This window comes from Exiguobacterium sp. s11 (genome assembly GCF_018619015.1).
In the GTDB taxonomy this organism is placed as follows: domain Bacteria; phylum Bacillota; class Bacilli; order Exiguobacteriales; family Exiguobacteriaceae; genus Exiguobacterium_A; species Exiguobacterium_A indicum.
Map to the genome: position 1 here is coordinate 316,251 of NZ_JACSNF010000002.1, position 18,913 is coordinate 335,163.

The window sequence follows — 18,913 nt, forward strand, 5'->3', positions numbered from 1 at the left end:
AAACTCCTTTCTTTGGATCCTCAGCCGATGGCGAGGATCCGGTCATTGCCAATTTGGATCAACTGACTGTTCATATGTTTCCTGCGCAGTACATAGCGTTCGAACTGTTGTGTCGCGATGAACGAATCACGCATCGAGACCGTCGAAAGGGTCATCAGGACATGTTTTAATTGCGGTTGTCCTTCTTGTAACGAGAGATGTGTCATCCGGTTTGCTCCGTCGAGTCGATTCAAGAACAGTTCAATCTTACAGCCCTCCTTGATTAATTCACTGATCAGGAATGCCGCTTGTTCGATGAACGTCTCAAATTGTTGGTGGAGTCCGTAACCGCTCGGGGCAGATAAGTTCAAGGCAATCGTAAACGTATCTTGATTGCTCGTTTCGAATACTTTTGCCTGCAAGCGACCGGTCTTCGCCGTCGCATACCAATCGATCTCTTTTGACGGTTCCGCCGTATAAGGTTTTGCACCGAGTTGAACCAGTTTGTTCTTGAGCGGTGAGTAACGGTCCGGTCGATCACCGATTCGTAAACGCTGTAAGAGAAGCGGCGTCGCTTGCACTGTCAAGGACGGTAAGACTGTAAACGACGGATATGTATCGAACGTAAAGAGATAAACGCCCATCTTCCAGGGCAGGCGAATCGTCAAGATGATCTCATCGAACTCGGCTGGTCCGCGGCGAACCGTCTGAATCGGGATCGTCACTGCGTCTTCAGAGTCAATTACTGCATGAAACGTCGCCGGATGTAGTGGGTCCATCTCCGGGAAAATGACTCCGCCATCCGTGTGCAAACGAAGTGTCGCTTCGAGTCCGAGTTGACTCAAGGATTCGACGCCGAAGACTTGCAAATGGAGCGACGTCTTCTCCTGGTTGAACATCAATGATTCATAATGTTTCCATTCGATTGCGACATCCCGTCGGAGCTGCTTTTCTGTTCGCCCGACGACGAAATGAATCGTCGCCAAAGCTGCGAACAGAAAACCGAGGACGGAAAGACGCGGAATGAAGAGAAAGATGAACGTCATCGTGACGTACAGTGGAAAAAGTCGGCGTTCAAGCCAAAACGGGACGGAACGTTCAATCTGCATGATTCGTCACCCCATCTCGACCGGAACCGGCACGTCGTCCAGAATATGCGTCAAGACAGCCGCTTTCGTCGTCTTGATTCCACCTTCGAGTGTCAGTGTCAGGCGATGGGATAGGACGTGTTTTGCAAGATATTTGATATCTTCCGGGATGATGAAGTCGCGTTGATTCAAGAACGCGTAGCTTTGCGAGGCGCGAAGTAATGCAATCGCTCCACGCGGACTGACGCCGACTTCAATGAGTTCATGGTTTCGTGTCGCTTGGACGATATGGAGCAAGTAATCGAGCACGTCTTGTGATGCATGGACGCGGCGTGCCTCTTCCTGCCAGGAAATCAAGTCACCACCTGACGCGATGCCGACAGCTGACCGACGGACGTTCGTCAGAATCTCAGACAATAAGCGCCGTTCGTTCTCGAAATCCGGATAACCGACTTCAATTGCGACCATGAACCGGTCGAGTTGGGCGTCCGGTAGTGGGAACGTTCCTGCCGATTCGATCGGGTTTTGTGTCGCGATGACAAAGAATGGGGCTGGCATCTGATAGGTCGTTCCACCAATCGAGACCTGACGCTCTTCCATCGCTTCAAGCAGTGCCGATTGTGTCCGCGGAACGGCACGATTGATCTCATCGATCAAGACGACGTTCGCAAACAAGGGACCGCGTTTATTCTCGAACTCTTGCGTCTTTAAATTGAAGAAGTCTGAACCAATGACGTCTGATGGGAGAAGATCCGCCGTGAACTGGATCCGCGAAAAGGCACTCTCGAAGCTCTGAGCGAGCGCTTTGGCGAGCATCGTTTTCCCTGTTCCCGGTACGTCTTCAAGGAGAATGTGTCCTTCAGCGATGAGTGCCGTCAGACAGAGATCGATGACGTCCGGTTTACCGAGATAGATGGAATTGAGTTGGTCTTTTAATTGTTGTAGTTTCATAGGAAATCCCTCCAAGGTTAAATGGTTGAGTAGCGTGCTAGTTGTTGTTCGAAGCGTAAAATCTCATCGTCCGTGACGATTGTTTCCGACATGTCACCGTAGCGGATATCCCGATATAACTGAAAATCGACAGCGACTTCAATCCGACGTAACCAGTCTTCAAGCGTTTCGTTCGGACGACGTTGCTGACTGCGCGGTAACTGTTGCTCAAAACGAATGACGAGATCACGGACACGTGAAGACGAATACGATGCATATAGGTAAGGTGATTTTCTTAAAGAAGCAGGACGAAAGATTGATTGAGCGAATGGAACGTCATCCGTTACCTCTCCTGTAGACCTGCGCCGTTTTTTCACGCGGCGCGACTGAACGAGTTTCCAGACCATGAAACTAAACAAGCTGATTAAAATGATGTATTGCAGATAAGAAAGTGGAGAGTCAGATACATTTGCTTTGAGTGATTTCCATATTTCTTTCGGGCGAGGAATACGTTCGATTTTGTCTAATTCTTTTCGAGTAATACGTTTCGACATGATGATTGCGTCATTTTGTTTTTTTTCAGGTACTCCTTCAGCAAGATGTTCTTCTGAGACGGGCTTAACAGGATCCGGCATGATGTAATGCGTATAGACGTACGTCGTGACGGTTTGAAACAAGAACAGACCAATCAAAATGACACCAAGCGACATGATAAAGCGTTGCCGTAACACAAGCGATCCTCCTTCCTGTTTTTAAGGAAAAAATATCCATATGTACTTAGGAAGATTTTAGCATACACGCTTAACAAATAAAAACAATTTTCTGAAAATAAAGACAAGGTGAGACGATTCATTTTCAAGTGGTGAGGGTATGATGGAATCAGTGGTTGTTGAAAGAGAAAGGGTGTTTTGTATGAAATTGATTATTTTTGGAGCGACGGGTCAAACGGGGCAAGAACTGGTCAAGCAAGCGATTGATCACGGGCATGAGGTCACAGCGTTCGTCCGTAGTCCGGAAAAACTGACACTACGTGACGAACGGTTACACGTCGTTAAAGGCGACGTGCTCGATCAAGAAGCGGTGACGGCTGCTGTTGCCGGGCAAGAGGCTGTCCTGACGGCTCTTGGCACTGAGAGTCTTGCATACAGCGGCTTTTTAGAACGGAGTCTCGTCCGGATTGTGACAGCGATGAAAAAACAGGGGGTAGACCGGATCGGTTATGTTGCGTCTGCCGGTGTTGATGATGAATTACCGGGTGTACAAGGGATGCTCGCTCAGCGGATTCTGAAAAATCCACTGAAGGATCACCGCCAAGCGATCGCGCTTTTGCAACAAGCGGATTTGAACTATACGGTGGCCCGACCACTCCGTTTACTGAACGGTCCGTTGACGGGGCTTTATCGTCAAGCAGATACAGGTGTACCGGAAGATGCGAAACAAATCAATCGCGCAGATGTGGCGCATTTCCTCTTACAGGCAATCGAGACAGAAGATCATATCAAATCGAGTGTCGGTTTAGCAGAATGAAGAAAAAAGGACTCTCCCATATACGGAAGAGTCTTTTTTGATTGCTTATTGTTGACGATAGACGGAGACTGAACCACCATTGACGAAGAATTGACCGTAGCCATCTTGATTGATCGTGACCGACTTCGTGTTGTTTCCAGTGATGTCTGTCCAAACTTCTCCTTTGTTCTGAAGCCCGACGTACATCCACTTGCTACCGCCAGGACCATCTGACAGAATCGTCGCAAGACCTGATTTCGCACGGTCTGAGACACCTTCACGTGTCCAACCGATGATGTCTTGGTTATCGAGGTAATCATTTTGTTTCCCGAACGCGAAGTCCTTCCGTGCTTTAAGTAACGGATCAATCTTCGAAGCGAGTGCTGGAATTTCGCGATTCGACGTACCCTTTGTACCATAGTAGTCACCATAGAAGACCGACGGATAGCCTTGTTCGCGTGTCAGAATCATCGCGTAAGCAAGCGGTTTGAACCATGACTGAACCGTTGATTCAAGCGATTGTCCAGGCTGCGAATCATGGTTCTCTACGAGTGTGACGGCTTGGACTGGATTGCTCTTGACGAGAGTACCATCAAAGATCGTCCGCATGTCGAAATACCCGCCGCCTTTACTTGCCTGTTCGAACTTATAATGAAGCGGTGCATCAAAGACGGATTGTTGATAATTCGTCCGGCTTAAGTAGTTTTGCAACGTGCCGAGATCGTTCTGCCAGTACTCTGCGACTGTAAACAATGGTTTGCCCGTCGTCTGACGAACATTCGCGAGCCAGTCCGCTAAGTAACCGTGTTTGATATGCTTGACGGCATCGAGACGGAACCCATCAAGACCAAGTTCGTTGACGTACCATTTACCCCAGTTCTTCATTTCTTGCTGGACTTCTGGATGATCGAAGTCGAGATCCGCATACATCAAGTAATCGTAGTTGCCATTTTCAGTTGAGACATCCGTATCCCACGCTTTACCGGTACCGCGGAACTTGTAGATGGCACTCTTAGAACGTGATTGATCCCAGTCCGTGCCGTCGAAGTGGTACCATTTCCACTTGAAGTTCGAGTAGAGGTTATTTCGTGCTGCAAAATTGAAACCCGTCCATGCCTGGATTTGATAATCGCCAGAGACTTCTTGATTACGGTTACCCGGGTTGACTTCGACTGCCGTGACGGCTTCCGTGAAATCGGCGCCACCTTTATGGTTCATGACGACATCACCATAGACATCGATTCCAGCGGTATGCAATTGTCCGATCGCCGTTTTTAATTGCGCCTTTGTGCCGTATTTCGTACGGACCGTTCCTTTTTGATTGAACTCACCTAAATCGTATAGATCGTAGGCGCCGTATCCGACATCATTTTGCGAGGTACCTTTGTAAGCAGGGGGAATCCAGACCGATGTGATTCCGAGCTGATCAAGCTTTGTTGCGTCACTCCCGAGACGGTTCCAATGGTTACCGTCATTTGGCACATACCATTCGAAATACTGCATCATCGTTCCGTTGTCTGCCGTTGCGCCGACTGCAATCGGTTGCGCAAGTGGCGCTAAAAAAGCAGCGGATGCGACGGTTGCTAAAATCCATCTTTTTTGTTTCACGTAAAGACCTCCTTATGATTTGTGAAAGCGCTTGCATTATTTATTATAGGGAAGCTTCAGACAGGAGGAATATCGTCCCGGATTCTTATTTGTAAGTCTCTTTTGTTCGTGACTTTTGACCCTAGAATATTTCTTCTGAAGAATTATTTTGATGAGATTAACGTCATGAATGAAAAAAATCAGGACCATCTAACCGTTGCCTTTCGATGAATATTCTGAACGACGACTCACCTTTAAAAAAGCAGGTCTATCGTCCATCTTCCACCAGGAATGGATTCGGTGTGAAAATGAGCGTGTAACACCAGCTCTCATACATACCATTTAAGGGGGAACACACATGAACTGGAAGTCAAAGGTCACAGGTGCGCTTGCCGCAACACTTGCACTCGGGTCAATCGTATTTACACCGGTCACAGCAAAAACAGTTGATCCAAAACAAGTTTCAGCAGGTCCGCAGATGGTCACGTCACAATCGACGATCGATGCGTACTATCTACCAGCAGCGGGGAAGACAGGGGCAGCGTTGAAGGCATCGCTGCACGATATCATCGACAACCATACACAAGTGTCATACGACACGGTATGGACAGCACTGAAAGAAACGGATCAAGATCCAAATAATGCGAATAACGTCATCGAGTTATACACGGGAAAATCGATTGCGAAAAGTAACAACGGTGGGAATGTCGGTCAATGGAATCGTGAACATGTCTGGGCAAAGTCGCACGGTGACTTTGGTACGACGAACGGTCCTGGAACAGACTTGCATCACTTGCGTCCGGAAGACGTCGTCGTCAACAGTGCACGTGGGAATCTTGACTTCGACAATGGCGGTACGAAATACAGTGGTTGCGATTGCTACCGTGATGGCGATTCGTGGGAACCACCGAACCGTGTCAAAGGTGACATCGCGCGGATGATCTTCTACATGGCGGTTCGTTATGAAGGTGGCGGAGAAATCGATCTCGAAGCCTCAGAAAACGTCAATAATGGTACGAACCCGTTACATGGCAAATTGTCGACGCTGAAAGCATGGAATAAGCTTGACCCAGTCGATAGCTTCGAGAAACGTCGCAACGATGTCATCTTTGAGAAGTGGCAAAAAAACCGGAATCCATTCATCGATCATCCGGAATACGTAACATCAATTTGGGGAAATTGATGACGAGTCAGTAAATAGGAAAGGGGCTGACTCAACAGTCAGTCTCTACAAAGATAGGGGTGGCAGAATGATGATCTGCCACCCCTATCTTGTAACAAAAAGAATGACGCGTTTCACGCAACTCCTACAGGGAAAAGCGCATCTTTGCGCTGACAGAGACAAATAAGACCCGCTTTCCTGCTTGAATAAAGCAGGAAAACTGGCTTGTGTCTCGCCTGAGGAAAGGGCGTGAAAAGACGCGTCATTCTTTTTTGAGTCAGCCTTTTTTCATTGAGTCCGAACCTGTTATGCTGAAACTTTTTTGGAGAACCATTCGTATTGCCTACCGTAAGTTATTTTTTAGTAGAGAGGTCGTACGGTATGATCAAACGCACGTTTAACAAGCGAAACATCAAATGGATGGTCGGTGGGGGGCTCGTCGCTTGTGTCGCCTTCTGGTACAGTGTCGGTATTTTCGTCAACAAAGGGGAGCGACCACTCGCTGATGGAACGTCACCGTATGTCATCGTCCTCGGCGCTGGTGTCAAAGGAGAAAAACCTTCGCAAATCCTACATAACCGGATTCAGGCAGCTGCGGCATATGGGAAAAAACATTCAGAAGTCCGCTTCATCTTAAGTGGTGGACAAGGTCCGGATGAAGATATTTCGGAAGCAGAAGCGATGCGACGCGGAATGATGGCGTCCGGGATTGCTGAAGAGCGATTGATCCTTGAAGCCGACTCGACATCAACGACAGAAAATCTAAAGTTTTCAAAAGCGTTGTTGCCAAAGGACGTCCGACGCGTCTCAATCGTCACGTCGGATTTCCACTTATACCGTGCTCGAAAAGAAGCACAGCAACTTGGTTTACAGACGGATGCGATTCCGGCTGAGACGCCACTTTCAGGAGTCCTTCGATTCGGAATGCGCGAACGCGTTGCGATCGTTGTTCAATTCCTACGCTAAAAACCCCGACATGCTGAACATGTCGGGGCGAAAGAAGAAGTGCATTGAATGATTAGATGCCTTCACCTTTATGTTTTTCCTCGGAAGATTGAGAATCATTTGCTTGTTTGTCGGAAGCATCATGCTCAGCAGGTGGTTCTTCTTTGCCGAGTGCGACATCCTTCGCTTCGACGACTTTATTGCTGATTGCATTCAAGTCACCTTTCGTCTCATTTACTGTCTCTTTCACCGTCGAGGCATCTGATTTCACCGTTTCAAGCTCTGTGTTCACTTTGTCATAGACATTTTGAACGTCAGATGCGACTTCTTGAATGATGCTTGAAGCACTCTTCACTTGATTGATGACTTGTGATGCTTTACCTGACGGATCTTCCTTAATAGAAGAAGCGAGGGTAGAGACGGAATCTTTCGCCCCCCGTAAACTCTGTTTCGTATTTTGGCGAGACGAAGAACTAAGTAGCGTCAATAGACCGCCGACAAGGGCACCGAGCAACATCCCTGTGACGAGATTGATTTGACGACCTGATGATTCTTCCTGATCGAACTGGCGATTCGGATGTTCTGCGTGTGCTGCGTGTGGATCATGTTGAAGCTTCGGTTCCATGATGAACACTCCCTTGAGATAATATTTAACCATGATATGGATATACCCTTGTGAGTGAATAAAAAACATTTAAAAATAACATGTATTTGAAATGAATATAAAAAAGACCATCGTGATATGATGGTCTAAGAGGTTCATTTGTTGGATGAATCATCATCATTTTCGTGACGAAGTTTTCGGTTGATTTCATCATAATCGATTTCGATATCATCTTTGTTGCCTTTGTAGCCATATCCTTTCGAAATGACGATGATCGAGGCGACCAAGACGAATACGATGATGAGAATGGAGACGACATATAACCACATAGTCCACTCCTCCTTTCGTTCACTTTCTAGTATGACGGAAAACGCAGCTTCCGTCTAAACGAAATTGTAGGTTGTGTGCTAAACTGATGTCAGATAAACATGTTAAACGGAACGAGGTGACGGCGTATGAGTATTTTGGTCGTAGATGATGAGTTAACGAATTTAATGCTCCTAGAGCGATTGTTAGAAAATGAAGGCTATGACGTCGTCAAGGCGATGAGTGGGGAAGAAGCAATCGAATTAATGGATGATCCGTTATTCATCGAACAGTTGGACGTCGTTCTCCTCGACGTCGAAATGCCGGGGATCAGTGGAATCGAGGCGACACGTTTGATTCGAAAACGGTTTGGTCTTGATGAATTACCGATTCTGATCGTTTCCGGGCGATCAAACGAAGAAGATATCGTTGATGGACTGAATGCAGGGGCATCCGATTATACGACGAAACCGATCCGAAAAACGGAATTGCTCGCGCGAGTTCGTAATGCGATCGGTCTGAAACAAGCAATCGATGCGCGAAAACGCTATGAAAAAGTATTACAGGAAGACTTTGATTTGGCGCAAAAACTGCAACAGAGTGTGCTCAGTGCGAATATCGAAGACGATGAGATCCGCATCATGGCGACGTATATCCCGTCTAAGAAATTAGCGGGAGATATGTATGCCTGGTATCGCATCTCTCAGAATAAATATGGCATCATCTTGTTTGACGTCATGGGACACGGTGTCTCTTCTGCGCTGATCACGATGGGGATGAGTTCGATCTTATTTGAACTCGTGCACCGAATTGGTGATCCAGCACAAGTACTTGAAGAATTGAATCAGCAGATGAGTCGATTGTTCCCGGGAGACGAGACAGAAATCTATTTCACTGCCGTTTACCTTTACATCGACCTAGATGAGATGAAGCTCAGCTATGCGAACGCAGGGCACCCACCTGGTTTGTTACGCATGAATGATCAAATCATTCCGCTTGAGAATACGGGCCTTCCAGTCGGTATGTTCGAAGACTCGACCTATACGAGCAAGACGATCGATATCGTCTCACCAGGATGTGTTTACCTCTATACGGACGGTTTCATGGAACTCTACAGTAAAGGTATTGATGAAGGGATCCACGCTATTCAAAACTTGATTGAACAACAAGGACCGAATATCCATCAGTTGATTCAACCAGATCAGAGCGATGAAGCGGATGACCTTTGTCTCGTGACAGTCGAGATTAACTAAAGCGCAATAGAAAAAGACTAGGTAGCAGATACTTCCGCTACCTAGTCTTTTTTGTATGAAACCATACAAGGTCTAGAAAAACCTTCTACGCCATAGGATAAATGCTGCAAGGCCTGAGAAGAAAATCATCATACCGAAAACAATCCAGAATCCGATGACTTCTCCTTCCCATGGAACGTGGACGTTCATCCCGAACATCCCGGAAATCATCGTCGGAATCGAGATGACAATCGTAATTGAGGCAAGGAACTTCATAACGAAGTTGACGTTGTTCGAGATGACAGAACCAAACGTATCCATCGTCGAACTGATGATGTCTTTATAAATTTGAGCCATCTCCATCGCTTGTCGGTGTTCGACGAAGACGTCTTCCAGTAAATCTTCATCATCTTCATGTTTCTCAAGACTCGGTGTCTTAATGATTCGGTCGAGCACACCATCGTTCGATTTCAAGGACGTCATGAAATAGACCAATGATTTTTGAAGATTCATCAATTGAAAGATTTCTTGATTTCGCATCGAACGTTGAAGTTCTTCCTCAAGTTCGTCCATACGACGATCGATTTGACGCAAGAAACGTAAATACGAGGAACTGACTTTATAGAGAATCTGGAATACGAAGCGCGATCGGTAATTCGTCCGGAATCCTCGCAACTTACCACTCGAGAATAACGTCAGGACATCGAGCTGTTGCGAACAAACGGTGATGAAATGACGGGATGTCACGATGATACCGAGCGGAATCGTATTATAACGGCGTCCTGATGATTCTTCTTCGATGTAGGGAACGTCGACGATCATCAGTAGACCTTCTTCATCTTTTTCAAAACGTGGTTTTTCTTCCACGTCCAAAGGGTCATAAATGAAATCCTCTGGAATATTCGTAGCAGCGATGACTTGGTCGGCTTCGTCCTTTGTCGGATTGACAAGATGGATCCAGGAACCCTTCGTGAACTCCTGTATCTCGTTGACTGCCCCGGTGACATCGCTTCGATAAATCGTCAACATATTGTCTATCCCTCCTGCTCTTCACTGTCTCATTATAGAAATAGAAACGATGGCGTGTAAATGATTCTCCGATTTTTTTTTACGAAGATTAGTGATAAGATGAAAACAGAGGAGGGGAAGACATGCCTTTTTTTAATGCTAAGAAGCTCGAAGAACTTCAATCGATCGCGGGTGGGGATCACGCGTTCCTTCAAAAAATCGGAGAAACGTATATCGCGCAGTTCGATCGAAAGTTTCCTGAACTAAAAGATGCCGTCGCCAAGCAAGATGCTGAGCAAACTGAAAAGCTCGCTCACTTGCTAAAAGGTGCTTCCTATTCCGTTGCCGCTGATGATTTAGCTGATGATTTCGAACTGCTTGAAAAAGAAGCAGAATCTGGTTCAATGACCGGAACACAAGAAATCGTCGATCGGATTGAGCAATGCATGGTGGAATTCCGTGTCGTCTGGCTCGATGTGTTTACTGGAAAAAATCTTGACGCTTTACGTTAAGGATGAAATAAATAGTAAAAGCCGACTTCATGTCGGCTTTTTTTGATTTACAAGACGTATGAATCGACCGTTTCGATCAGACGACCGATTTCCGGTTTCGTGATTTGTGCATTGACACCAACCGATTCACCTTTATGGCGTAAATCGTCGGAAATCAAGGAAGAGAAGACGATGATTGGCAATTCCGCATAACGATCATCTTCACGGAGTCGTTTCGTCAAGTGTAGTCCATCCATCTTCGGCATCTCGATATCGGTGATCAGGAGGTCACAGTTGCTTCCGTTCTCAAACGCATCAAAAGCTTCCTTACCGTTGATGAACCATTTCAGACCATGGTAACCGGCTTCCTCGAGTGTTTCGATGATCAACGTCCGGAGCATTTCCGAGTCTTCGGCGATCCAGATGACTTTGTCGGACCGGTCACGGGACTGGACGCGACGCCCTTCTTCGCGGGCGAAGATATCCTTGCGTGAGAGCTCAAGTGCGATTTTTTCGTAGTCGAGCAGGATGATCATTTTGTCGCCCGTTTTGACGACACCATTCGTTAATCCCTCAATGCCACGAGCGAGTTCGTTTGGTGTATCGATCTGTTCCCATGAGATACGACGGATTTCCGTCACGGAATCGACACGCAGGACGCTTTTTTCCCCATTAAATTCACAGATGATCAATCGATCCTCGGTTGCTTCATCGTGGGGAACACCGATGACCGTCGGCAAATCGATGACTGTCATGACTTCGCCACGCAGTTCAATCAATCCTTTAACAGCATCCGGTGTACCTGGGAGTGGTGTCATCGGGAGCGGAACGATGATTTCCCGGACCTTCATGACGTTGATTCCAAACGTGTATGGTCCGCAATGGAAGATGACGATCTCGAGTTCGTTCGTGCCGGCTTCTAATAAAATATCGTGCTGATTATACATATGGTTGTGCCCCTTTCCATTACCTTCACTTCACTTCTGACTAGTTATCGGCATGCTACGCTGAAAATTCTAGTTCTGAATTGACAAAAAAAGTGTTGTAATCGCTTTCATAATATGTTAAGCAAAAAATTTGGCATTTGTCAGACCAATTGATTACAATAAGCTATGCAGCCACACACTGAAATGAGAGAGATAAAAATAAATGGAGGTAGAGTGGAATGACTACAGCAAAAACCTACACATTTTTACTAGATGGACAATGGCATGAAAGTGAATCAAAAGAGACAATTGAAATCTCTTCACCATATAAAGAGGATCTTGTCGGTCGCGTTCAAGCGATGACGAAACCGGAAGTCGATCGTGCCATCGCTTCAGCGAAAGCGGCACAAGCAGAGTGGGCAAAACAACCAGCAAACAAACGGGCTGAATTGCTTCACGCTTGGGCAACGGAACTCGAAAAACGTGCGGACGAAATCGGTGAAGTCATCATGCGCGAAGTCGGTAAAGGACGTGCAGATGGCGTCAAAGAGGTCAAACGGACAGCTGAAATCATTCGCTACACAGCGGAAGAAGGTCTCCGTTTCGACGGTCAGATGATGCAAGGGGATTCGTTCCCTGGTGGTAGCGCGAAAAAAATCGCGGTCATCAAAAAAGCACCACTCGGCGTCGTCCTTGCAATTTCACCGTTCAACTACCCAGTCAACTTGGCAGCAGCGAAACTCGCACCTGCCCTCATGACAGGAAACGCCGTCGTCTTCAAACCGGCAACACAAGGTTCGATCAGCGGTATCTTGATGGTCGAGGCACTCGTCGCAGCAGGTCTTCCAGCTGGACTCGTCAACATCGTCACAGGTCGTGGATCGGTCATCGGTGATTACTTGACGGCTCACCCGGGCATCAACATGATCACATTCACAGGTGGTACAGGCACAGGACAACATTTGTCGCGTCAATCGGCAATGATTCCACTTGTCCTTGAACTTGGTGGAAAAGATCCAGCACTCGTACTTGAAGATGCGAATCTGTCACTTGCGGCAGACCATATCATCAGTGGGGCGTTCTCTTACTCAGGTCAACGTTGTACAGCAATCAAACGCGTCTTCGTTCTTGATCACCAAGCGGATGCACTCATCGAAGAACTCAAGACACGAATCGCGAAATTGACAGTCGGTTCACCTGAACAAGACAGTGTCGTCGTACCGCTCATCGATACGAAATCAGCGGACTTCGTCGAAGGCTTGATCACGGACGCAACAGACAAAGGCGCAACACTCGTCACAGGTGGCGGACGTACGGCGAACTTGATCGAACCAACACTTCTTGACAACGTGACACGCGATATGCGCGTTGCTTGGGAAGAGCCGTTCGGACCAGTTCTTCCAATCATCCGTGTCAACTCGGTCGACGAAATGATTGCATACTCAAACGAATCAGAATACGGTCTTCAAGCAAGTGTCTTCACAGAGAACATCGATGCTGCGTTTGCAGTAGCGGATGCGCTTGAAACAGGTTCTGTTCAAATCAATGGTCGGACGGAACGTGGTCCTGACCACTTCCCATTCATCGGTGTGAAATCATCGGGTCTCGGCGTTCAAGGCGTCGGACGTAGCCTCGCTTCGATGACACGCGACAAATTAACGGTCCTCAACTTAAAATAAGTTTCTGACCGACCTTTCAATCTGCGGAAAGGTCGGTTTTTTGTGCATCCATTTCTCACGCCGTAACGTAAGCTAGAAAACAAATGTTACCCTTTGACGCACAAAGTTTGGCGCTATAGCTTCATTCTCTCTATAATGAAAGAAAATGGACGAGAGAAAAGAGGCGTGTAGGTATGACTGTATCAGACGAAATCATCCCGATTCCGATTCCGACACCATTTCCGGTTGGAGACGTGAACTGCTATGTACTACGAACGGAAGGGGAAAACATCCTCATTGATTGTGGACCGGATACGCTTGAAGCATGGCAAACGATGCAACGGACGCTTGCGCGACATGAACTTCAGGTCGAGGATTTAGATCGTGTCATCGTGACACATCACCATGCGGATCATGCTGGGATGGCACATCGCTTTTCAGAGAAAGGCATTCCCGTCTATGGACATGCGCGATTACGCCCATACTTGGAACAGGACGAGACCTTCTTGAACAACGGGGACGCATTCTTGCGTCGATTGGCGACATCGTTTGGCGTTCCGCTAGCGATTCAAGAGATGTTACCAAGCTATCAATCTGCCTTGAAATGGCTTGGAAAAGGTCAACTTGATTTTACATTAAAAGAAGGCGACGCAATTACGCCGTCTGGGCGATACCGGGTCATCGAACTACCGGGGCATGCAAGTGACCAAATCGGAATACTAAGTGACGATGGTGTGTTGTTCGCGGCTGATCACCTGCTCGACCGGGTCGAGCCGAATCCATTGCTCGAACAACCGCAACCAAGTGATGATGTGCTCGTAAAACGTCCTGTTCTTGCGTATCTTGACTCTTTAGAAAAATTACAAAGTGAGCAGATTCGAATCGCCTACACTGGACATGGTGCTCCGATTCGAGATGTTGCGGTACTCGTCGAAGAACGATTGATGCAACGCAAGGCACGTGGTGATCAGCTCTTGAAGTATTTTTCGGGAGAACATACGTTATTCGAATTAGCACAAGTGACGTATGGAAACCGATTAAAAAAATCATTCCCGCTTGTCATGAGTGAGATGAAAGCACGTCTCGATACACTCGTCGCCCGCGGTGCGATCACGGTCGAGAAACGATCAGGTATCCTCTACTATTCGAAAATGGAGGAAGTCTAATGCAACTCATCAACCGGACGATCGTCATCACGGGCGCTTCAAGTGGACTCGGGGAAGCACTGGCGCGCACTCTGCATAAAGAAGGCGCAAACTTGATTTTAATTGCACGACGCGAGGATCGGTTACAAACGTTAGCATCTGAACTCCAGGCAGACTACCTGGTCTACGATTTGGAAAAGGCGCCTGAAATTCTTGCGAAAACACTCGCAAATCGTTATGGACGGATTGATATTTTGATTAATAACGCAGGTTTCGGGGAATTCAGCTTCTTAGACGATACCTCGATTGAAACGATTGAGTCGATGCACCGGATCAACGTCTTAAGTCCCATTCGCTTAACGAAGGCATGTCTGCCATTACTGAAAGAAGGTGGCATGATCGTCAACGTGGCCAGTCAGGCGGGGAAGTTGCCGACACCGAAATCAACGATCTATTGCATGACGAAAGCAGCGATGTTGCAGTTTTCGAACGCGTTACGTCTGGAGTTACGTCCAAAAGGCATCCACGTCATGACGGTCAATCCAGGGCCGATCGCGACAGAATTTTTTGTCCGTGCGGATGTCGACCGGAAGTATGAGCAAAATGTCGCTTCCATCGTCCTATCGAAAGAACGACTAGCTTCGACTGTCGTCCGAGCAATAGAGCGGCGTAAACGTGAAGTCAATGCACCATGGTGGATGGAGTTATCGGCAAAAGGGTACGGCGTGATGCCACGGTTGATCGAGTGGTTAGGAAAACCGGGCTTCGATAAAAAGTGATGACGGAGGAGAACGACAAATGAAAACAAAGGTAATCAGCTTTCTTGCCCTAGGTACGCTGCTCGCAGGCTGTGGAACACCGGATGCGACACCGGAACCGAAGAATGTCTTGGGGACTTCTTATCAGACGATCGAAAAAGAAGCGGAAAAGTCAACGGTTCGGATGTACATGTGGGGCGGCGATGACGGCATCAATGCCTACATCGATGAGTATGTAGCACCGCGTCTGAAGAAGGAACACAACATCACGTTAGAACGGGTCCCGATCGAGACGGCGGATATCATTCAAAAACTGCGTGCTGAGAAGCAGGCAGGTAAGGAAAAAGGTGTCATCGATGTCGTCTGGATCAATGGCGATAATTTCTTGAATGCTAAAAAAGATGATTTACTCTATGGAGAAATCACAAAAGTCCTCCCGAACATGAAATATGTTGATGCTGCCGCACAGAGTTCAGATAGTGGTACGAAAACAGACGGACTTGAAGCCGCATGGGGGAAAGTTCAATATACGTTGCACTATGACGCAGCTGACGTGAAGTCGCCACCGACCGACTTGAAAGCACTGAAGTCATGGGTCAAGGAAAATCCAGGACGTTTCACTTATCCGGAAGTGACGGACTTTACGGGGAATGCCTTCGTCCGCCACGTCATGTATGGTGTCGAATCGAATGAAACCTTAAAAGACCCGAAAGCAGACTTCAAGAAGACATGGGCTTATTTGAACGAAATCAAACCGTATCTCTGGAAAAAAGGGAAGACCTATCCAAAGACACTTGCCCAACTCGATCAGTTATACGCGAAGGGAGACGTTGATTTCACGATGGGCTTCAACGAACGACGGGCTGAACAAGAAGTGAAGACAGGAACGTTTCCGAAACAAACACGTCCGATCGTCTTGAAGGATGGATCAATCGCGTCGACGCATTTCCTTTCCGTACCGTTCAACGCACCGAATCCGAAGGGCGCACTCGTAGCGATCAATACGTTGTTATCACCAGAAGCACAGTTGAAAAAATACGATGCGACGTATTGGGGAGACGGAACGAGTCTTGATTTATCGACACTGAATTCGTCAGAACAAAAGCAATTCGCTGATGTACCGGCTGCACCGTCGACACCAAAGCCAAGCGTCTTTGAAGGAAAGGTCCGGACGGAACTCGACCCATCCATTTTCGAGATGATCCGTAAGGAATGGCCGTCTCGTGTGGCGCGGTAACGCGTATCCTGCTGCACTCTTGATGGCAGGGATGGTCTTATACGGGTTATGGGTCAGTATCTCGATGACGACATCTGCTGATTACCGCGAGCTACTGACGGATGAGGTCTTTTTAGAGAGTCTAGCCGTCAGCAGTTATGTGGCCATCATCAGTACGGTGCTCGCGCTGATCATTGGTGTGGTGCTCGCAAGGCTCTTGAGCAGAACACGACTAGCTGTGTTACTTGCGATTCCTTTATTCATCCCTCATCTAGGAGCAGCATACCTCGCGATTCTCTATTTGAGTGATGTGCCTGTCATCGGACCGCATGAAAGGAATTATTTTAGTGTCATCCTGACGTATCTGTATAAAGAAATTCCGTTCGTGTTTTTTTATCTCTTACCGGTGGTCCGGCGCCTTGATTCGCGTTATCAAGAACTCGGTATGATGCTCGGTTTATCACCAGTGTGCCGATTCTGGCATGCGCGGGGTGTTTTCCTACTCGTTCCGATGCTTGAGGCAGCATTTATCTTGCTTGCCTTCATCCTGTTCGCATATGAGATTCCAGCACTGCTTGGCGTGACCTATCCAAAATTACTTGGCGTCTATGCATTCGATTTGTATACACAAGGCGATTTATCGGAGCAACCACTCGCTTTTGCAATGAGTGTCGTCTTGACGGGAGGACTCTTCCTCCTGCTATTGCTTATGACTGGTTTGACACGCCCACTGGCAACGAAGATCAGTAGGGGGCGAAGCGAATGATGAAAAAAATCAGTGTGACCGTATTCGTTGTACTCCTGTTCATCGTTCCTTTAATTGGTTTGATTCCAGGAGAGTGGAATTGGAATCCGCGCCTAGAAGCGACGCTCGGCACGACCGTCGCGATGATTTGTGCCGTCGTATTGTTAAATCATCTCTTCGGATACATGGCAGGAAAAGCGATTGCCTTTCAAACGGGGAAACGGATTCGTATAGCAGAGTTCTTGATTAGTTTGCCGCTGTTCGTTCCCGTGTTATTGCTATCATTCGGTCTCTATTTGACATGGATCCGTCTTGGTTTGGCAGATCGATTTTTTGGTGTCCTGCTCGTGTTGCTTCTGCCGACCTTACCCTATACAGTTCGCTTGTACACGAACGGATTTCAGGCGCTCGGAGAACGGATGCTTGAACAGATGGTCTTGATTGAGGGAAACCGGTTCAAGCGTTGGTTCTATTTGACGGGACCGATGCTTCGGTCGACGTTACAATCCGTGACGCTACTCGTCACGGTGATCACCATCAGTCAGTACGCACTGGTTGCGTTGATTGGTGGCGGAATCGTCCGCATGATTGCACTGGAAGTTTTTCCGGCGTATTCCGGTAATTCTCAAGGGGCGGCGCGTCTAGCGACACTCTGGTTGATTGGTTTACCCATCCTCTTTTATGCTGGACAAGCTATTATTTTTTCTAGTTGGATACGAATCGTACGGAGGCGTTTAAATGGAAGTCACGATACAACAAGTCAATAAACGTTTTGGAACGAAGCATGTATTATTTGATATCGATGTAAGCATTGCGTCTGGACAATGTGTGGCCTTAGTCGGACCGAGTGGTAGTGGGAAAACGACGCTTCTCCGCCTGATTGCAGGTCTCGAACGTGTGACGAGTGGAGTGATTCAGTTCGGCGACCGAGATGTGACTGTCCTTTCACCGAATCAACGTGGTGTGACGATGATGTTTCAACGGTCGCTGTTGTTCCCACATTTGAACGTCGAACAGAACATCCGTCTCGGTGCCAAACAATTAACACCGATTGAGCTCGAATCCTGGTTACATCGCGTCGGACTCGAGGGAAGAGGAAAAAGTGCTGTTCACGAATTGTCAGGGGGCGAACAGCAGCGGGCGAGTTTAGCTCGTGCGCTGGCGAGTCAACCGGACTTCTTGTTGCTCGATGAACCGTTCTCGAGTCTAGATGTACCGAGACGACGGGAACTACGGACATTGATTCGGAAGTTGACCGAGGAACAAGGTGTCACGACACTCCTTGTCACACACGATCGGGAAGAGGCAATGGCGATGGCGGATATCGTCTATGTCTTAGAGCACGGACGAATCGTCGATCATGGCACTCCAATCACACTTAGTCAGACAAGTCCGTTTTTTGGCGAAGGCATTCAGATTGAAGAAACATGGCATCCGCTGACGGCAGTCAACTTGGTCTCAAGACCGACGAAGGAAACGGATGAACGTGTTACGATTACGAAAGAACTCATTCAATACGGCGTTCGCTTCTACGAAGTAGAACGGGCGTCCGGAGAACGGCTCGTGCTTTCTTCAGACGAGACGATTCATGAGAAAGAAGGCTATATCGTTAGAAAGGAGGGGTGAC

General features: G+C 47.5%; 20 protein-coding genes. 12 read left to right on the forward strand and 8 right to left on the reverse strand.

The window, feature by feature from the left end; translation table 11 throughout:
• Positions 1 to 20: 20 nt before the first annotated feature.
• From KNQ12_RS09255 to KNQ12_RS09265, 3 genes are read right to left on the reverse strand one after another with little or no spacing between them, the layout of a single operon-like run.
• The gene (locus tag KNQ12_RS09255) at positions 21 to 1,088 is read right to left on the reverse strand and encodes a DUF58 domain-containing protein (protein ID WP_214747720.1); all 1,068 of its coding nucleotides are present in this window, start codon (positions 1,086 to 1,088) and stop codon (positions 21 to 23) included.
• A 6-nt stretch (positions 1,089 to 1,094) separates the two neighbouring features.
• Positions 1,095 to 2,018 (reverse strand): AAA family ATPase, encoded by a 924-nt coding sequence (locus KNQ12_RS09260; RefSeq protein ID WP_029341157.1) that lies wholly within the window; start codon positions 2,016 to 2,018, stop codon positions 1,095 to 1,097.
• 17 nt (positions 2,019 to 2,035) lie between these two features.
• Positions 2,036 to 2,728: a hypothetical protein gene (locus KNQ12_RS09265; protein WP_214747723.1), complete on the reverse strand. Its 693-nt coding sequence runs from the start codon at positions 2,726 to 2,728 to the stop codon at positions 2,036 to 2,038.
• A 181-nt stretch (positions 2,729 to 2,909) separates the two neighbouring features.
• Here KNQ12_RS09265 and KNQ12_RS09270 point away from each other — a divergent pair, with 181 nt between their 5' ends.
• Complete coding sequence (locus KNQ12_RS09270) at positions 2,910 to 3,524, forward strand: NAD(P)-dependent oxidoreductase (protein ID WP_023467651.1); 615 nt, start codon at positions 2,910 to 2,912, stop codon at positions 3,522 to 3,524.
• Positions 3,525 to 3,569: 45 nt separating this feature from the next.
• On the opposite strand, the gene amyS is transcribed toward KNQ12_RS09270, so the two are convergent.
• The gene (amyS, locus tag KNQ12_RS09275; protein ID WP_214747726.1) at positions 3,570 to 5,111 is read right to left on the reverse strand and encodes an alpha-amylase; all 1,542 of its coding nucleotides are present in this window, start codon (positions 5,109 to 5,111) and stop codon (positions 3,570 to 3,572) included.
• 337 nt (positions 5,112 to 5,448) lie between these two features.
• Here amyS and KNQ12_RS09280 point away from each other — a divergent pair, with 337 nt between their 5' ends.
• The gene (locus tag KNQ12_RS09280) at positions 5,449 to 6,273 is read left to right on the forward strand and encodes an endonuclease I family protein (protein ID WP_035398221.1); all 825 of its coding nucleotides are present in this window, start codon (positions 5,449 to 5,451) and stop codon (positions 6,271 to 6,273) included.
• Between the two features lie 360 nt (positions 6,274 to 6,633).
• A complete protein-coding gene (locus KNQ12_RS09285) occupies positions 6,634 to 7,218 on the forward strand; it encodes a YdcF family protein (RefSeq protein WP_081637419.1) in 585 nt (194 codons plus the stop codon).
• A 52-nt stretch (positions 7,219 to 7,270) separates the two neighbouring features.
• On the opposite strand, the gene KNQ12_RS09290 is transcribed toward KNQ12_RS09285, so the two are convergent.
• Together KNQ12_RS09290 and ytzI are read right to left on the reverse strand one after the other, a co-directional pair.
• Complete coding sequence (locus KNQ12_RS09290; protein WP_023467655.1) at positions 7,271 to 7,822, reverse strand: hypothetical protein; 552 nt, start codon at positions 7,820 to 7,822, stop codon at positions 7,271 to 7,273.
• Positions 7,823 to 7,956: 134 nt separating this feature from the next.
• Positions 7,957 to 8,130: a YtzI protein gene (ytzI, locus tag KNQ12_RS09295; RefSeq protein WP_023467656.1), complete on the reverse strand. Its 174-nt coding sequence runs from the start codon at positions 8,128 to 8,130 to the stop codon at positions 7,957 to 7,959.
• A gap of 126 nt (positions 8,131 to 8,256) precedes the next feature.
• Here ytzI and KNQ12_RS09300 point away from each other — a divergent pair, with 126 nt between their 5' ends.
• Entirely contained in the window at positions 8,257 to 9,360 is a 1,104-nt protein-coding gene (locus KNQ12_RS09300) for a PP2C family protein-serine/threonine phosphatase (RefSeq protein WP_058712912.1), read from the forward strand.
• A 72-nt stretch (positions 9,361 to 9,432) separates the two neighbouring features.
• On the opposite strand, the gene KNQ12_RS09305 is transcribed toward KNQ12_RS09300, so the two are convergent.
• Positions 9,433 to 10,368, reverse strand: coding sequence for a magnesium transporter CorA family protein (locus KNQ12_RS09305; RefSeq protein WP_023467658.1), 936 nt, complete (start codon positions 10,366 to 10,368; stop codon positions 9,433 to 9,435).
• 122 nt (positions 10,369 to 10,490) lie between these two features.
• Between KNQ12_RS09305 and KNQ12_RS09310 the strand changes: the two genes are divergently transcribed.
• The gene (locus KNQ12_RS09310) at positions 10,491 to 10,859 is read left to right on the forward strand and encodes an Hpt domain-containing protein (protein ID WP_023467659.1); all 369 of its coding nucleotides are present in this window, start codon (positions 10,491 to 10,493) and stop codon (positions 10,857 to 10,859) included.
• Positions 10,860 to 10,906: 47 nt separating this feature from the next.
• Here KNQ12_RS09310 and KNQ12_RS09315 read toward each other — a convergent pair whose 3' ends face one another.
• Positions 10,907 to 11,785, reverse strand: a complete 879-nt coding sequence (locus KNQ12_RS09315; RefSeq protein WP_023467660.1) for a chemotaxis protein CheV — start codon at positions 11,783 to 11,785, stop codon at positions 10,907 to 10,909.
• A 218-nt stretch (positions 11,786 to 12,003) separates the two neighbouring features.
• Here KNQ12_RS09315 and KNQ12_RS09320 point away from each other — a divergent pair, with 218 nt between their 5' ends.
• From KNQ12_RS09320 to KNQ12_RS09350, 7 genes are all read left to right on the forward strand, one after another.
• Positions 12,004 to 13,443, forward strand: a complete 1,440-nt coding sequence (locus KNQ12_RS09320; RefSeq protein WP_214747729.1) for an NADP-dependent glyceraldehyde-3-phosphate dehydrogenase — start codon at positions 12,004 to 12,006, stop codon at positions 13,441 to 13,443.
• 173 nt (positions 13,444 to 13,616) lie between these two features.
• Positions 13,617 to 14,588, forward strand: a complete 972-nt coding sequence (locus tag KNQ12_RS09325) for an MBL fold metallo-hydrolase (protein ID WP_214747732.1) — start codon at positions 13,617 to 13,619, stop codon at positions 14,586 to 14,588.
• On the forward strand, positions 14,588 to 15,346 hold the full coding sequence (locus tag KNQ12_RS09330) for an SDR family NAD(P)-dependent oxidoreductase (protein ID WP_214747735.1): 759 nt from the start codon (positions 14,588 to 14,590) through the stop codon (positions 15,344 to 15,346). The genes KNQ12_RS09325 and KNQ12_RS09330 overlap by 1 nt, the downstream gene beginning before the upstream one ends.
• Before the next feature lie 19 nt (positions 15,347 to 15,365).
• The gene (locus tag KNQ12_RS09335) at positions 15,366 to 16,562 is read left to right on the forward strand and encodes an ABC transporter substrate-binding protein (protein ID WP_023467664.1); all 1,197 of its coding nucleotides are present in this window, start codon (positions 15,366 to 15,368) and stop codon (positions 16,560 to 16,562) included.
• Entirely contained in the window at positions 16,549 to 17,307 is a 759-nt protein-coding gene (locus KNQ12_RS09340; protein WP_214747738.1) for an ABC transporter permease, read from the forward strand. Before KNQ12_RS09335 ends, KNQ12_RS09340 begins: the two co-directional genes overlap by 14 nt.
• The gene (locus KNQ12_RS09345) at positions 17,304 to 18,053 is read left to right on the forward strand and encodes an ABC transporter permease subunit (protein ID WP_251055778.1); all 750 of its coding nucleotides are present in this window, start codon (positions 17,304 to 17,306) and stop codon (positions 18,051 to 18,053) included. The genes KNQ12_RS09340 and KNQ12_RS09345 overlap by 4 nt, the downstream gene beginning before the upstream one ends.
• Positions 18,025 to 18,912 (forward strand): ABC transporter ATP-binding protein, encoded by an 888-nt coding sequence (locus KNQ12_RS09350; protein WP_214747741.1) that lies wholly within the window; start codon positions 18,025 to 18,027, stop codon positions 18,910 to 18,912. The genes KNQ12_RS09345 and KNQ12_RS09350 overlap by 29 nt, the downstream gene beginning before the upstream one ends.
• Position 18,913: the final 1 nt, after the last annotated feature.

What these genes read in the sequence shown, in the direction of transcription:
- KNQ12_RS09335 (WP_023467664.1), top strand. Translation starts at nt 15,366, where the DNA reads ATGAAAACAAAGGTAATCAGCTTTCTTGCCCTAGGTACGCTGCTCGCA.
- KNQ12_RS09260 (WP_029341157.1), bottom strand. Translation starts at nt 2,018, where the DNA reads ATGAAACTACAACAATTAAAAGACCAACTCAATTCCATCTATCTCGGT.
- KNQ12_RS09350 (WP_214747741.1), top strand. Translation starts at nt 18,025, where the DNA reads ATGGAAGTCACGATACAACAAGTCAATAAACGTTTTGGAACGAAGCAT.
- KNQ12_RS09290 (WP_023467655.1), bottom strand. Translation starts at nt 7,822, where the DNA reads ATGGAACCGAAGCTTCAACATGATCCACACGCAGCACACGCAGAACAT.
- KNQ12_RS09280 (WP_035398221.1), top strand. Translation starts at nt 5,449, where the DNA reads ATGAACTGGAAGTCAAAGGTCACAGGTGCGCTTGCCGCAACACTTGCA.
- KNQ12_RS09285 (WP_081637419.1), top strand. Translation starts at nt 6,634, where the DNA reads ATGATCAAACGCACGTTTAACAAGCGAAACATCAAATGGATGGTCGGT.
- KNQ12_RS09305 (WP_023467658.1), bottom strand. Translation starts at nt 10,368, where the DNA reads ATGTTGACGATTTATCGAAGCGATGTCACCGGGGCAGTCAACGAGATA.
- KNQ12_RS09315 (WP_023467660.1), bottom strand. Translation starts at nt 11,785, where the DNA reads ATGTATAATCAGCACGATATTTTATTAGAAGCCGGCACGAACGAACTC.
- ytzI (WP_023467656.1), bottom strand. Translation starts at nt 8,130, where the DNA reads ATGTGGTTATATGTCGTCTCCATTCTCATCATCGTATTCGTCTTGGTC.
- KNQ12_RS09255 (WP_214747720.1), bottom strand. Translation starts at nt 1,088, where the DNA reads ATGCAGATTGAACGTTCCGTCCCGTTTTGGCTTGAACGCCGACTTTTT.
- KNQ12_RS09300 (WP_058712912.1), top strand. Translation starts at nt 8,257, where the DNA reads ATGAGTATTTTGGTCGTAGATGATGAGTTAACGAATTTAATGCTCCTA.
- KNQ12_RS09310 (WP_023467659.1), top strand. Translation starts at nt 10,491, where the DNA reads ATGCCTTTTTTTAATGCTAAGAAGCTCGAAGAACTTCAATCGATCGCG.
- KNQ12_RS09320 (WP_214747729.1), top strand. Translation starts at nt 12,004, where the DNA reads ATGACTACAGCAAAAACCTACACATTTTTACTAGATGGACAATGGCAT.
- KNQ12_RS09325 (WP_214747732.1), top strand. Translation starts at nt 13,617, where the DNA reads ATGACTGTATCAGACGAAATCATCCCGATTCCGATTCCGACACCATTT.
- KNQ12_RS09330 (WP_214747735.1), top strand. Translation starts at nt 14,588, where the DNA reads ATGCAACTCATCAACCGGACGATCGTCATCACGGGCGCTTCAAGTGGA.
- KNQ12_RS09345 (WP_251055778.1), top strand. Translation starts at nt 17,304, where the DNA reads ATGATGAAAAAAATCAGTGTGACCGTATTCGTTGTACTCCTGTTCATC.
- KNQ12_RS09270 (WP_023467651.1), top strand. Translation starts at nt 2,910, where the DNA reads ATGAAATTGATTATTTTTGGAGCGACGGGTCAAACGGGGCAAGAACTG.